Here is a 13,620-nt window from a genome sequence, read left to right as displayed (position 1 = left end):
ATCCGGCCGAGGGTGATGATTAATCTTTGAAAATTTAATCTCGACAAATAAAGAATGGAGTTGTTGGACAATGGTTCAGCTTAGCGAAGATGAAAGAGAAACGGTCAGGAGACAGGTTCGTAGCCGCAGGATCACACTGGCCGACGGGACAAAGATCCCGGCGATTGGCCAGGGAACGTGGCACATGGGCGATGATCCCTCAAAGCGCCGGGCGGAGATTGATTCGCTGAGACTTGGCATTCAGCTGGGCCTGACACTGATCGATACCGCCGAGCTGTACGGGTATGGCAAGTCCGAAAATGTTGTCGGGGAGGCGATCAAAGGCATCCGCGATCATGTTTTTCTCGTCAGCAAGGCATTGCCAAGCCACGGGAGTAGGAAAGACCTCGCACAGGCTTGCGAGAACAGCCTTCGCCGGCTGGGAACGGATCATCTCGACCTGTATTTTCTGCACTGGAAAGGCGGCGTACCGATTGAAGAAACGATTGAGGGCATGGAAGCCCTGAAAAAAAGCGGCAAAATCCTGCGCTGGGGCGTCTCAAACTTCGATACAGAAGATATGGAAGATTTGCTGGACAAGCCGAACGGCGCAAATTGCGCGGTCAATCAGGTGCTCTATCATTTGGGCTCACGCGGTATCGAAGTGGATCTTCTTCCATGGCAGAGGGCGCGGCACATGCCAATCATGGCTTACTGCCCGCTCGCCGAAGCCGGATCGCTCAAACTGCGGCTTGTTTCGGATCCCATCGTGAAACGGGTTTCCGCCGCTCACCAGATCACACCTCTTCAGCTGCTGCTTGCCTGGTGCATCCGCCGTGCGAAAACTGATGGCGTTATTGCCATCCCGAAAGCCGGACAGCCGGCCCATGTCATTGAAAATGCGAAAGCCGCTGCGGTGATCTTGTCAGAAACGGAACAAAAGGAGCTTGACCGTGTGTTTCCGCGGCCGGATCGTAAAGTGCCACTGGACATTGTATGAAAAATCTACTTCACACAATGAAACTCCTCCACCCAAGTGAAGGAGTTTCATTATTGAAAAGGATTGTAGTAGCGGCTGCCCCGGACCAGCATGATGGTCAATGAGAGTACCAGCACTGCTGCCGAAAAAGCGATGCCCAGATAATCACGTTTGGCAAACGTACGCGCGCTATACCAGGTGCGCATCTTTTTCTTGCCGAATCCGCGCAGCTCCATGCCATTGCTGATGGTCTCAATCCGGCCGAGGCTGGAAAAAATCAGTGGTAGAACAATAGCCGCCGCATTTTTGATTCGAATACCGATCCTTGCTTTCTTTGAGAGGTCGATGCCTCTCGCCTGCTGCGCTTGGGCGATCTCCTGATAGTCACGTTGAATATCCGGAATGTAGCGGAGCGTGATTGCGACAGCGTAAGAAATCCGGTAACTGACTCCGATCTTATTCAGCGATGCGGCAAATTCACTCGGCTGCGTCGTGACAATAAACAACAGCGCGAATGGAATCATCGAAAAATATTTTAAACTGATATTTAATTCATAAAAAAGCTGTTCCAGAGTCAGCGAATATGATCCGGGCAGCCGCAGAATCACATGCCGTGTTCCATAGATCTGCACTCCCTGCTCTGGAGAAAATCCGTAAATGGCCAGGTCATTAAGGAGCAAGAAAATCAGGATGAAGATCAGGACAAACGAAATCTCCTGAAATTTGATTCTGGATACGGCAAAAACCGCCAGTCCGGTTACAAGCATAAAAATCAGGACCCAGGTATCATAAGTACTCATTCCGATAATCGACCAGAGAAGGAAACAGATCAATTTCGACGCACCGGTCATTTTGTGGATCGGAGTTGGTCGGTCAATAAAGGTTAGCATCCGCATTTTCATGATGAGACCGCTCCTCCTTTTCACTGAGGATAAAGTGCTCGACAAATGCGGCTGGATCCGGAAAGCCAGCGCGCCCAGCCAGCCGGAACAGAGATGTTGTCCTGAGGCTTGCCTGAGCCGCCATTTCCTGATCGGACAGAAGCCTAGCCGGAAGTTCATCGGCAATCTTGAGCCCGTCAGCCATCACAATCGCGCGGTCTGTATATTCAAGCATCAGATGCATATCGTGCGTAATCATGATAACTGTCATGCCTCGCCCATTAAGCTGATCCAGGAAATTCATGATTTCCGTGTAATGGCGGTAATCCTGCCCCGCCGTCGGTTCATCCAGAATAATGATTTCCGGCCGCAGGACAAGTATCGATGCGATCGTGACACGCTTCTTCTGGCCGAAACTGAGTGCGGAAACAGGCCAGTTTCTGAACGGGTAAAGGCCGCATATTTTGAGGGTTTCATAAACCCTGCTTCTCATCTCATCTGGATCTGTGCCCCGGATGCGCAACCCGAGAGCCACCTCATCAAAAATCATCTGCTGGGAAATCATCTGATTCGGATCCTGCATGACCAGCCCGATATGCGCTGAACGCTCTTTGATCGTCCACTCTTCCATATTTCTTCCGTAAAAAGCGAGCGTACCGGAGCGGGGATGCTCCAGTCCGCATATAAGCTTAGTCAGCGTTGATTTTCCGGCGCCATTCTTCCCGACAATCGCAACGCGTTCTCCTCTTCTAACGGAGATTGAAACATCCCTGAGAACTTCCGTACCGGTTGTGTAGTGAAAGGACACATGGTCGAGAGCTAGAATCGTTTTTCCCTGACTAGCCTTCACCGACGGCACATTCTGATCGAACCATCGCTTCAACGGCTCACGGACTAAATCTATTTTAAGAAGGCCAAGATCAGAAGGATGAAGATCCGGAACTACATCCACACCCGCCCGCTTCAACGCGGACAGATAAAGCGGCTCGCGGATCCCATTCCGCAGCAGTACATCCGTTGACAGTAGCTCGTCCGGTTCCGCATCAGCAACAATCCGGCCATCTGCAAGCACTACAATCCGATCAGGGGACACCTCCAGCACTTCTTCCAAGCGGTGCTCAATGATCACAACCGTCAGGCCGCTCTCCCTTTGAATACGGTCGATCAGCTGCATTGTCTGTCTTCCTGCAGCCGGATCAAGATTAGCTAATGGTTCATCAAAAAGAAGGATATTTACCGGATCCACCAGCACACCGGCCATCGAAACGCGTTGTTTCTGACCACCTGACAGCTCATGGGGCGACTGATCGACAAAAGCCTCCATGCCGACACGCGCGGCCGCAAGGTGCACCCGTTTTTTCATTTCGGGCAGCGCAACACCGTCATTCTCCAGTGAAAAAGCAATATCTTCTCCGACAGTCAGGCCGATAAACTGTGCATCGGTATCCTGGAGAACCGTCCCGACAATTTTTGAAAGGTCGAAGAGGCTCATCGTACGCGTGTCGGCGCCCGCCACCCGAATGGATCCGCTGATTTCCCCCTTAAAGGCATTAGGAATCAGTCCGTTGATACAATAGCCGAGTGTACTCTTGCCAGAACCGGAAGGCCCGGCGATGAGCAGTTTCTCTCCGGCATGAATCTCCAGATTGATATCCGTCAAAGTCGGGCTTTCCTGACTGTTATATTTATAACTGAAATTGTGAAACGAAACGAGCGTCTTTTTCATGATTTTCCTTCCACCTGGATGCTTACTCTTCTTTTTTCAGGCTTCCCTTTTTTGTCTGGGTTTTCGCATAAATCCAGATCAGCAGAGTACCGAAGATACCTACAGTAACGATATCGAGAACGCCGGCGACAATGCCCTGCAGAAAAACCTTTTTCGCGGGCTCGGCATAGATGGTGATATCGCCCAGTGGCGCGACCAAAAACCAGCCGATCGCCTGCGTGATGATCTGTACCACATTAAAGAGGACAACCGACTTCCACCCGAAAATGCCTTCTGAGATTTTCAACTTTCTCCAAATCAGACCGAACCCGACGCCAACGAGCGCCGAAACGATCACCCAGCTCCACCAGACATTACCATACTGAAGTGCATCTCCGATGGAATGGCCGAGCAACCCGATCAGGCCACCGGCGATCGGTCCGTAAATCACGGCGATCAGTGCCAGAAAAATATAATTGAGCTGTACCGTGGTATTCGGAACAATGCCAACCGGAATGGTAATGTAGCGAAGAACGATAAAAATTGCGGCGCCAATGCCAATAGCGACAATCGTACGAATGTTTAAAAGATCCTTTTTCATGTCTACAGTCTCCTCCGAGTTAAAAAAATTGATAAGTTCTAAAAAAAATGAGTGAGAAGAAAATAACCATTCAAAACAATGTAAAGCTATAAAAATCTGTTCCGGTTTGCATCACCTCCCTGAAGGCATTTATTATTTACAGCTTTTTAAATGAAATATGCCAGTTGCTTCCTGTTCCAATGCTGTACGCTTTCGCAAAGGAGCCCTGATTAATCGCGACGCCGACGTTTTCCAGCGAGTTAATGTAAATGACCGGTTCGCCGATCGCAACCGACGCAAAGGAGCGGGCGAAAACCATTGTATTTTTATAAACATTGCGTGTGTCGTTCCGGATACTAACTTCCAGCCGGTCGCCGTGCCCCACGTCCAGCTGGTGAAAAAGGTTGTGGTCAATGTTCGACCAGAGATTACCAAAGCGGACATCAAGCACATCGATCATACCAACCACGCGGCTCTCTTCCTGATAGGACGGAATAATTGGCAGTTCCGTTACGGTATCCAAAGGAACTTCTTCACCAAAAGTATCAAAGTCGATCAGTCCCGCCGCCAGACGCGCTCCGGTGTAGGCGTAAATATCCCTTCCGTAAAACGTGTACGACTCCCCAGCACTGGGCAGTTTGTTGGCTTTTTCATCAAAGATGTGCACACTTGCGATTCCCGCTCCCTTTTTGATATGAGTCAGCGTTCCATTATCGGGAGTGATAATATACTGATTACGGCTTGTTTTCGCGATGACGCTGCGGCGCGCAGAACCAACACCAGGATCAACCACCGAGACAAACACCGTTCCTTCCGGCCAGTAATTAATTGTCTGACGCAGCCGGTAGGACGCCTCCCAGATGTTGTATTGCGGAATATCATGCGTCAGATCGTATATCTTCAGGTCCGGATCCACCGTGTTTGCCACACCGTACATCGCACAGACCGCGCCGTCCACCAAACCGAAATCTGTCTGAAAAACTAAATTTTTTTTCATGCCATTCACCTTTTCTTCTGTTTTTGTTCCGGCAATCGCCGTTCTCTATTTTTCATTTGGCTTTGTTACACTGTTTGTTGCTTTTCGCTCTATACGCTCGCTGTTCTCGCAGGAGTCTCGCGCCTTCCACTACAATAACGGAGCAGCAAAATCAACATTGATTTTTCCGCATAGCCTTTCTTTTAAATACCGGGACGTCAAAAAACCTCGCCCTTAAAAAATTAAGGACGAGGTTTGAATTCGTGTTACCACCTTTATTCACCGGCAACTCACATTGACGGTCTCAGTATGTACGGAACTGATGCACAGCTCTTATACTTTGGTTTTTGTAACAAGAACCTTACTTGTCACGGCTTAATTCAGTATTATCGCTGATTTTCAGCCGAGCAGCTCGGAGGCCATGTTCGAAGGCATGCTTTTACTCCTTTTCACCTGCCGGAGCTCTCTGCCAAAAAGCCGCACTTTCTACTTCTTCTCTTCATCGCTTTTGATACCGATATTCAATTAAACAAACTTATTATTGTCATTTTTCTTAAATATGTCAAGTAAAAATTGATATTTCGCTGCGTCATACCTTTGAGTGAGCATGAACATGATGTCCGTGGTGCAGTGGCAGACTGATCGTCCATTTCCTGTCAAGGTGAAGCTTAAGCACTTTATCGAACAGCAGGATGAAGTATCCCATGCATAGGAAGCTGACCGCGGTACCGATGCTGATGCCGATCAGCTGGTGGCGGACCAGTCCGATGGAGAGGCCGACGGCGAGCGGAATGCCAAGCGAAACGCGCTGAGCGAGCACTACATTCCCGTGGAAGAATTTCTCCCGGAGAATCTTCATCAGATCATCAAACGGATGCAGAACCAGATTGACGCGAAAATAGATGGACAGCGCACAGCCAATGCACATGATACCGAAAACGCACACGGCAATTCTCAGAATGAATCCATTCACCGTCATGTGCCGCATCAGCAGTAGCCAGACGTCAATCATGTAGCCAAATGACAGGACGTAGAGAAAATTAAAGGAGTCCCTCAGCAGGCTCCTGCTTCTGCGCCCACGCAGAAAATCATCTGCAATCAGCACAATAAAACCAACGATAATCAACGCCTGGCCGACAGTGATTCCGAACACTGAAGACAGATTCAGACTTGCGGCCGTCCAGGGCGCGGAGCCCAGAGCAGTCTTAACTGTCAAAGCATTTCCAAACGCGTTCAGCAGCACCGACACAAGCAGCCAGACCAACCCTTTTAACATCAGTTCTTAAGCCCCCAGAGTTTTTAATTCCTTTATCACCGACACCAGCATTGGGAAGTTTAGCGTACAGACACCGTTCTTCCCACAGCTCTGTTATACATCGTCAGGCTGAAAATGGCACCTGATGTGCTTTCCCCTGAGAGCGACCGGAACGTCTTTTTCGTAATATATGACCCTCGATAAACGATAATCACATCATATCAGCTTCTCCTGAAAAAAGTAACCTGTTTTCGACACTTTTTTTGAGACAAACTGCACTTGAAACCTTTTCTGATTCATCCTAGTTAATGACAGCCGCGGCACAATCGGAACGGCGAAAAAACCGGAGCGGATATTATTCCATCCGCTCCGGTTGATTAATCATCTTGTCTTTTCCCCGCTCAGGCTACACTGTGCCACAAAGGAACGGAACAGCCCGCGCATCAGCGAATCACCGGCCGCCGCCAGCGACTCGGGGTGCCACTGGATACCGATGATCCGGTCGTTCTGTTCATGTTCCACCGCTTCAATCACGCCGTCGGGGGCGAAAGCGACGGCCCGGAAACCGGGCGCCAGCTTTTTGATCGCCTGGTGGTGGAGGCTGTTGACGTACAGCGAATCCCGGCCGCCCAGCAATTGGGAGAACCGGCTGTCCAGAATGATCCGGACACCATGGCTCGTCTTGCCTCGGGCAATCTTCTGGTCGTGCAGGATCGGATTTTCCCATTCGGTAGCCAGATCCTGAACGAGCGTTCCACCATAAGCCACATTGAGCACCTGCAGTCCCCGACAGATGCAGAGGACTGGTTTACCAGCATCAATCGCTTTTTTCATCAACAGAATTTCAAACCGATCCCGTTCAATATCAAAAGGCTCAATATATGGAGACGGCGGTTCTCCAAAGAACCGCGGATCGACATCGCCGCCACCGCTGAAAATGATCCCGTCACACAGGTCAATGTATCGGTCCGCCAGTTCATCGGGAGCGATGGGCAGGAGCACAGGCACCGCACCCGTCAGGAACAGAGACTGTTCGTAGTCCTGATGAACATAAGGTCCCTGCGATAAATCATTTCTCTTAGCAAATCCGGTGGTTACACCAATAACCGGCGTGCGATCCATTTTCATCTCTCCCATGAGCAAAGCTTTTAAAACCAATATATTCAATTTTCAGAGCTTCGTCAAACTTTGAATCTGTTTTCCGATCTATTTAATCGGTATTATTGGCAGATCCGTCTTTTATTTTTCCAGATTACCCAGTTCGTACATCACGTCCGCGTAGATTTTCGAAGCGAGCAGCAGATCGTCCACCCGGACGTGTTCATCCACCTGATGTCCCGTATACGGATAGTCCGGCATGCAGGCACCGAATGCCACGCCGGCATCAAGGTATTGCGCGTAAGTACCGCCGCCGGAAGTCATCAATTCGACATCCTTCAGTCCCATATGTTCCTCATACACTTTTTTCAGAATCTGTACCCCCGGATGTTTCGGGTCCATATAAAGCGGCTTGCTTGTATCGCTTTCACCGATCGTAAAGCCGAGTTTTTCAATGGACGTAGTCAGCGCTTTGAAAGTCTGGCTGAGGTCTGCTTTGATCGGGCAGCGCATGTCGAGAGATACGGAGCCGCCTTTTGAGCTGTCAAAACGCGACAGACCGGCATTAACAGTCAGCTTTCCTGAAATATCATCCTGGAACGCAACGCCAAGGCGCTCGCCATCGAAATCGTTGTTCAACGTGTCGGCAAGAAGTGCGATGAATGCTTTCTCCGATGGATTAAAAGGTACCTCTTTCAGCGCAGAAGCAAGCAGGAAAGCGGCATTGATTCCTCCCGCCGGCTCGGATCCATGCGCCGACCGACCTTTGACTGTCAGTTTTACGCCTTCGCCTTCTTTTTCAGCAGAAAAAGAAATCTTATTTTCTTTTAATAATTTTTGCGTCTGATCTGCCCACTTCTCCGCTTCGGTGCCCGAGAGAACGGCATAGGCGCGGTCCGGTACCATGTTAACCCGCTCACCTGAATAGAACTCGGCCAACTGTACAGGAGCAGTTCCACCTTTTTCAGGCGTGTCGATGCGTGCGTAAATCCGGCCTTTTTCCGCGAAGATCAGCGGGAATTCGGCGTCCGGCGAGAAACCGAACAGCGACATCGGTTCGAGTTCGTTATATTTGATCAGGCATTCGCAGCCGCTCTCTTCATCCGTCCCGACAATGAGGCGGATCCGGTGTTTGATCGGCAGTCCCGACGCCTTCAGCGATTTCAGCGCATAATAGGCGGCCATCGTCGGCCCCTTGTCGTCAATTGCACCGCGTGCGTACAGCGTACCGTTTTCAACGTGCGCTTCAAAGGGATCATGTGTCCAGTTTCCAGTTGCAGGGACAACATCCACGTGACCCAGCACCGCGATGTAATCATCCGCATCTTCCGGACCATACTCGATATAACCGGCATAACCGAGCAGGTTCTTTGTCCGGAATCCGTCTTTTTTGGCAAGCGCCAGTACCTGATTCAGCGCTTCGAGCGGTCCCGGCCCGAATGGCGCTCCTTCTTTTGCCGCCGACGCGTCCTTTGTGCTTTTCACAGCGATAAGAGACGACAAATCCTTGAGGAAGCCGTCCTTGTCTGGTGTAATATTTACTTTTTGAGTCATGATCCAGTGTCCTTCTTTCCGTGATTATCGGTTCAACATGCATAGTGCCATTTTAGCATAAAAAATTGGGCGGTTAAAAAACGGTGCCGATCAAGTGCCTAAAATTCGGGGGCAACTTTTGTGCGGTTCGGGGTAACTCCCGGATTTCTGAGCAACTTTTGATTAAAAAAACCGGATGCCTGGTACGGCACCCGGATTCTCAACGCTCGCTCAGCTTCGGACGGATGAGCAGTTTTCTTCGATCTCTTTCCATTCCATATATTTGCGTTTGATGTCTTCTTCAATCAGCTGGCTGCCCATCTGAACTTCGATCAGTTCCATTGGTTCATCAGCGACGATCGCATGCAATGTTTCTGCAGGAACGACAACGACGTCTCCCGGTTTAATAGAGCGGATCACGCCGTTTTCCGCGAAACGCCCGCGGCCTTTGATAATCGTCCAGACTTCCTGGCGTATGTGGTGGCAATGATAGCTGAGATTGTGGCCGGCCTTGATTTTTATTTTCTTTGTTAGCACTTCTTCATGGTTCTTTGAGTAGCTGGTATAGTCGATGACCCGGTAAGAACCCCAGTGCCGCTCTTCGTACATCGGGCGCTGGTCAAAACCCTTCATGACTTCCTTGATTCTCGGACTTTGATCTTTATCCGAGACAAGGATCCCGTCCGGGCTAACCGCAACAATCGCGTTTGAAATGCCAAGCACGGTGACCGGGAGATCCAGCTCATTGATCAGATTCGTATTCTCCGAATCCTCACTGATGATGCCCCTGCCAATCTGTTGTGTGCTCATTTCTTCGGTCAGCGTGTTCCAAGTTCCAAGATCCTTCCAGAAGCCTTCATAAGGGAGAGCGACAATGCTCTTCGCTTTTTCAACGACCGCATAATCGAAGCTGATTTTCGGCAGTTTGGAAAACTGTTGGGACAGCTCTTCATAGTTCAGCGGAAGGTCAAGCGCTTCAAGCTTTTTAATGATATATTTGAGTCTGAACGCGAAAACGCCGCAATTCCACAGAGCTGATTTTTCAATCAGCTGTCTGGCAAGTGCCTCATTCGGCTTTTCTGTAAAATGATCTACTTTAATATAATCGTTATTTTCATTTTTATCAGGAACGATGTAGCCGTATTTTTCGGACGGATAGGTTGGCTTGACACCCATCAGCGCGAGGTCAGCGCCCGTATCGTCGAGCAGCTTCTGCAGATCAAGAATCCGCTTGAAAAAAGCTGTCTCAACGTACGGATCCACCGGCAGTACAGCCACAACCTCATCAAGATCGGCGTCCGTCATCGAATAGAGGTACGCCGCCGCAAGGGCGATCGCCGGAAACGTGTCGCGCCGCTCCGGTTCGACGATCAGCGGCACGTCCTTGCCGAGCTGATCCTCCAGCATCTCGACCTGGCCCTTGCCTGTGGCGATCACAGTAGAACCACCCAAACCGATTGTATTCAGTTGTCCGAACACACGCTGAACCATGGATGACAGATGCTGATGATGATCGTCGAGCACGCGCAGGAACTGCTTGGAACGCGCGTCATTGGACAATGGCCAGAGCCGCTTGCCGGAACCTCCGGATAATAAAACCAAATGCATGATTATCTCCCCTTGATTATGATCCGCAAAAAGAACCGATCATAGTTCGTCTCGTTCCATTAATTATGCCACTAAATCAAGATAATGTTCAATAACGGATTGCGCCTGCTCTCAGCAATGACCGGATTGCGACGGTCGTTTTTCCACCTGCCAAGTTGAATAAAAAAATTCAGAATATAGCCATTTTTTCTATTTTGTCGGATCCCCTTGCATAATGATGAATTACTGGTTATAATATTTCTTGTTCTGATTCATTACCCCATGGCCAAACGGTAAGGCAGCGGTTTCTGGGGCCGCGATGTTCTGGTTCGAATCCAGATGGGGTAATCACATAAGAGCCCGAAACCTTTGATATATCAAGGGTTTCGGGCTCTTTTACTTGCGCTTAATCACATAAAAATCACCAATTAATCACCATCCAATTTCCTCTACTGCTCAGAAGCGACATTCTGCGTTCATTTTTCAGGCTCCTCGCCTGTTCTTTGTGAATTCTTTTCGTCTGATTCTTGTGGGCTTTGCTTCGCCGCTGGCAATGTAACCAGTCCATCCAGCGATTGAGCCAATGTCTGGTCCCGATTCGGATACAGATGCCCATAGACCTGGAGTGTGATCTTCACATCTGAATGGCCCAATCGGTCTCGAAGCAGGAGCGGATTTGCTCCCTGCTCAATCAATAGGCTGGCGTGGGCATGTCTCAATGAGTGGCAATTCACTCTTGGTAAGCCACACTCATCGGCTTTGTGCCAGATCATTTTCTCAACGGCATTTCTGTTCATCGGGATCCCCGTCGTCGAAAACACATAGCGACACGTCCCAATGGAATGTTTTTGGCACTCATGCCAACGCTCGATTTGCCTGAGACAATCCGCACTTAATGCCACTTTTCTTATGGAAGCTTTTGTTTTGGGTTGATCGGTATGAAAATCGTGCGCATTGTGATAAATCATTGTTTTCGTAACATGTACCCGTTGGCTCTTAAAATCCAAATCTTCCATTCCAAAGCCTGAGCCTCTCCAATTCTTAATCCCGTTAAGAACAAAAACGACAAAATGGTGAGTCCCCACACTTCGTTCGTATCGGTTTGATTAAAAGAAGTCGCCACTTTTTGAAACTCATCCAGCGTCCAAAAATTAAGGGTTCGCTGCTCGTCCCTTAAAAATTTGGTCTTCTTCAGCACTTCAGCCGGATTAGTGGAAAGAAGCTTCATGTCCACTGCAAGTGAGAAAATTCGATGGCCTAAACCACAAATTTTCCGCACATATTCATTCGATAGCGATTGATGATGCCGCAATTGATTTTTCCATTTCATCACCATTTCTGGTGTTATCTCACTTAGTTCGAATTTCCACAGACTTTGAAAATGCTTATGAATCATTGCTGCGCGCCCGTGATACGTTTGGGGTCGTACACTATCTCGATAGGTAGGTAAAAAGTTATCCTCAACAAATTGACCGAAAGAAAAGGACGTTGTAACCATCATTTTGTTGGCTTTGGTCGCTTCCTTTTCGACCAACAATTTCTGATAGTCATCATTAGCCTCTCGTTTTGAACCAAAACCACTTCGTGTTTCTTGATGTCGACTGCCGTCGGCACGACGACCCCAATCAAATGTGTAAGCATATTTTCCATTACCGCTTGTTCTCAAATCAGGAATATTGTATTTCGGCATTTAAACTTCCTCCTTTTGATTTCTGAATAGAATTTGCTCAACTGCGGCTAGCGGCACGATCCAATGGCGGACATTCTGGTAGGCAGGACAGCCTTTTTCAACCATCGTCTGTTGTGCCTCCCGAATGATCTGTTGAGCGATTTCTCGGGAATGGAGTGCTTCCGCCAGCTCTGACAGATTGGTCAAACGCTTCCGGAATTCGGCGACCGGATCCTCAGGATCGTCGGCTACCCCAAACAGATAGCGGGCAACTTCCATCGCCGGGACGAACCTAATTTTTGGATTTGCATAGAACGGGATTCCTGCCTGATTCAACCGATACTTGATGATCCGAATAATTTGTGAGGCCTGAAAGTCCGTGAAGCCAATGGCCTTTAAATCAGCCTTCATGATGAGTTGGTGCATGTGAATGACCTTTAAGGTATGTGCATGTTAACGTGGATTTTGCTTTTCATCAAGGTATGCCTCTCATCCTCAGACAAAATGTAATCCACGGAGCAGCACAATGCCTTCCTTTCTGTGAGCTACCAAAAAAAGGAAGTCAGAGAATGCTCTGACTTGTTTCTGACGCACACACCCACAATCCGTTTATCATTTTTTTCTCGTTCTTCCTCGGACATGCTCTGTTTAATTTAATGACTTCATAGCAATGATTTACGACGCTGTTACAGCACTCAAATGCAGAAAAATTTACTCATGGTGGAGGGAAGAGGATAATTCATCATTAAGGGAGACAGTTCCTGTAATTTTTTTATTGTTTAAGGGGATCGATACTCTGTTTTCTTGTAAAAAGGCATCAGTCTATTTGTTTAACGTGCATATGCTAGCTTTTAAAAGTAGGCATCGAAACCCTATGATTTTAAATGGCTTACAGTAATTTTTATTTAAAAATGATGATCTTTAAAAAATACGAGGAATTCAAAGAAACCTTTAAAAAGAAAGAATAATGAGACTTAATTTAAAACAAAGGTACACATCGGAGTGAGTATGAAAGGGCATTCAAATGCCACGTTGAAAATCATTGTGTCACTATTGATCAACAACAAGAAAAAATTTATAAAGATCCGGTTTCCGTCTGTCCTCATGACTGACTTTCTGTCCTCCACTTTTTTTCGAGGAAAATGTTATAGACCTTCGAAACCACACTGACCATGCTAGAATTCGCGGCTGACAAATAAATACCGCTCCCTGTCCTGAGTTATATGGATGAATACTGAAGGACGAAAACGTGAAAAAACCGGACAGGCACGAAGGCAATCTGTCCGGAATCATGCATTTTTTTCTTTCACTTTTTGTGCAGCGGAGATTTCAAGAATAAGCCTTGGAAAGAAAATCGACCGCGCCGATAGCACGGTCT

12 protein-coding genes, 1 tRNA gene and 1 other annotated feature are annotated in these 13,620 nt (G+C 48.4%); of the genes, 2 read left to right on the top strand and 11 right to left on the bottom strand.

Annotated features, from left to right (window positions below; genetic code table 11):
- Positions 1-70: 70 nt before the first annotated feature.
- Entirely contained in the window at positions 71-979 is a 909-nt protein-coding gene (locus tag E4665_RS11655) for an aldo/keto reductase (protein WP_135348967.1), read from the top strand.
- Positions 980-1,029: 50 nt separating this feature from the next.
- Here E4665_RS11655 and E4665_RS11650 read toward each other — a convergent pair whose 3' ends face one another.
- The 8 genes from E4665_RS11650 to E4665_RS11615 all read right to left on the bottom strand — a co-directional run bounded on the left by E4665_RS11650 (position 1,030) and on the right by E4665_RS11615 (position 10,594).
- Positions 1,030-1,860, bottom strand: coding sequence for an energy-coupling factor transporter transmembrane component T family protein (locus tag E4665_RS11650; protein WP_135348966.1), 831 nt, complete (start codon positions 1,858-1,860; stop codon positions 1,030-1,032).
- On the bottom strand, positions 1,832-3,565 hold the full coding sequence (locus E4665_RS11645; protein WP_135348965.1) for an ABC transporter ATP-binding protein: 1,734 nt from the start codon (positions 3,563-3,565) through the stop codon (positions 1,832-1,834). The genes E4665_RS11650 and E4665_RS11645 overlap by 29 nt, the downstream gene beginning before the upstream one ends.
- Positions 3,566-3,587: 22 nt before the next feature.
- Complete coding sequence (locus E4665_RS11640; protein ID WP_135348964.1) at positions 3,588-4,145, bottom strand: ECF-type riboflavin transporter substrate-binding protein; 558 nt, start codon at positions 4,143-4,145, stop codon at positions 3,588-3,590.
- 136 nt (positions 4,146-4,281) lie between these two features.
- On the bottom strand, positions 4,282-5,121 hold the full coding sequence (locus E4665_RS11635; protein WP_135348963.1) for an SAM hydrolase/SAM-dependent halogenase family protein: 840 nt from the start codon (positions 5,119-5,121) through the stop codon (positions 4,282-4,284).
- Positions 5,122-5,341: 220 nt separating this feature from the next.
- Positions 5,342-5,612: a binding site (T-box leader), on the bottom strand.
- A 77-nt stretch (positions 5,613-5,689) separates the two neighbouring features.
- Positions 5,690-6,376, bottom strand: coding sequence for a YczE/YyaS/YitT family protein (locus tag E4665_RS11630; RefSeq protein ID WP_241654831.1), 687 nt, complete (start codon positions 6,374-6,376; stop codon positions 5,690-5,692).
- Between the two features lie 360 nt (positions 6,377-6,736).
- On the bottom strand, positions 6,737-7,477 hold the full coding sequence (locus E4665_RS11625; RefSeq protein WP_135348962.1) for a gamma-glutamyl-gamma-aminobutyrate hydrolase family protein: 741 nt from the start codon (positions 7,475-7,477) through the stop codon (positions 6,737-6,739).
- A gap of 117 nt (positions 7,478-7,594) precedes the next feature.
- A complete protein-coding gene (gene pepV / locus E4665_RS11620) occupies positions 7,595-9,007 on the bottom strand; it encodes a dipeptidase PepV (RefSeq protein ID WP_135348961.1) in 1,413 nt (470 codons plus the stop codon).
- 210 nt (positions 9,008-9,217) lie between these two features.
- A complete protein-coding gene (locus E4665_RS11615; protein WP_135348960.1) occupies positions 9,218-10,594 on the bottom strand; it encodes a sugar phosphate nucleotidyltransferase in 1,377 nt (458 codons plus the stop codon).
- A 255-nt stretch (positions 10,595-10,849) separates the two neighbouring features.
- Here E4665_RS11615 and E4665_RS18155 point away from each other — a divergent pair.
- Positions 10,850-10,921 (top strand) — tRNA-Gln (locus E4665_RS18155).
- A gap of 128 nt (positions 10,922-11,049) precedes the next feature.
- On the opposite strand, the gene E4665_RS11610 is transcribed toward E4665_RS18155, so the two are convergent.
- The 3 genes from E4665_RS11610 to E4665_RS11600 are packed head-to-tail and all read right to left on the bottom strand — an operon-like array spanning position 11,050 to position 12,668.
- Positions 11,050-11,541 carry a tyrosine-type recombinase/integrase gene (locus tag E4665_RS11610; RefSeq protein WP_241654841.1) on the bottom strand — a complete coding sequence of 164 codons (492 nt, stop codon included), beginning with the start codon at positions 11,539-11,541 and terminating at the stop codon, positions 11,050-11,052.
- Complete coding sequence (locus E4665_RS11605) at positions 11,538-12,263, bottom strand: tyrosine-type recombinase/integrase (RefSeq protein WP_135348958.1); 726 nt, start codon at positions 12,261-12,263, stop codon at positions 11,538-11,540. Before E4665_RS11605 ends, E4665_RS11610 begins: the two co-directional genes overlap by 4 nt.
- Positions 12,264-12,668 carry a DUF3173 family protein gene (locus tag E4665_RS11600; protein WP_135348957.1) on the bottom strand — a complete coding sequence of 135 codons (405 nt, stop codon included), beginning with the start codon at positions 12,666-12,668 and terminating at the stop codon, positions 12,264-12,266.
- Positions 12,669-13,620: the final 952 nt, after the last annotated feature.

It is taken from the genome of Sporolactobacillus shoreae (assembly GCF_004684935.1).
Classification (GTDB): domain Bacteria; phylum Bacillota; class Bacilli; order Bacillales; family Sporolactobacillaceae; genus Sporolactobacillus; species Sporolactobacillus shoreae.
This window is presented reverse-complemented; position numbering and strand designations above follow the sequence as displayed.

Bases quoted from the DNA above. Each gene is read 5' to 3' on its own strand.
- E4665_RS11655 (WP_135348967.1), top strand. From the start codon at position 71: ATGGTTCAGCTTAGCGAAGATGAAAGAGAAACGGTCAGGAGACAGGTT.
- E4665_RS11650 (WP_135348966.1), bottom strand. From the start codon at position 1,860: ATGAAAATGCGGATGCTAACCTTTATTGACCGACCAACTCCGATCCAC.
- E4665_RS11645 (WP_135348965.1), bottom strand. From the start codon at position 3,565: ATGAAAAAGACGCTCGTTTCGTTTCACAATTTCAGTTATAAATATAAC.
- E4665_RS11640 (WP_135348964.1), bottom strand. From the start codon at position 4,145: ATGAAAAAGGATCTTTTAAACATTCGTACGATTGTCGCTATTGGCATT.
- E4665_RS11635 (WP_135348963.1), bottom strand. From the start codon at position 5,121: ATGAAAAAAAATTTAGTTTTTCAGACAGATTTCGGTTTGGTGGACGGC.
- E4665_RS11630 (WP_241654831.1), bottom strand. From the start codon at position 6,376: ATGTTAAAAGGGTTGGTCTGGCTGCTTGTGTCGGTGCTGCTGAACGCG.
- E4665_RS11625 (WP_135348962.1), bottom strand. From the start codon at position 7,477: ATGGATCGCACGCCGGTTATTGGTGTAACCACCGGATTTGCTAAGAGA.
- pepV (WP_135348961.1), bottom strand. From the start codon at position 9,007: ATGACTCAAAAAGTAAATATTACACCAGACAAGGACGGCTTCCTCAAG.
- E4665_RS11615 (WP_135348960.1), bottom strand. From the start codon at position 10,594: ATGCATTTGGTTTTATTATCCGGAGGTTCCGGCAAGCGGCTCTGGCCA.
- E4665_RS11610 (WP_241654841.1), bottom strand. From the start codon at position 11,541: ATGATTTATCACAATGCGCACGATTTTCATACCGATCAACCCAAAACA.
- E4665_RS11605 (WP_135348958.1), bottom strand. From the start codon at position 12,263: ATGCCGAAATACAATATTCCTGATTTGAGAACAAGCGGTAATGGAAAA.
- E4665_RS11600 (WP_135348957.1), bottom strand. From the start codon at position 12,668: ATGCACCAACTCATCATGAAGGCTGATTTAAAGGCCATTGGCTTCACG.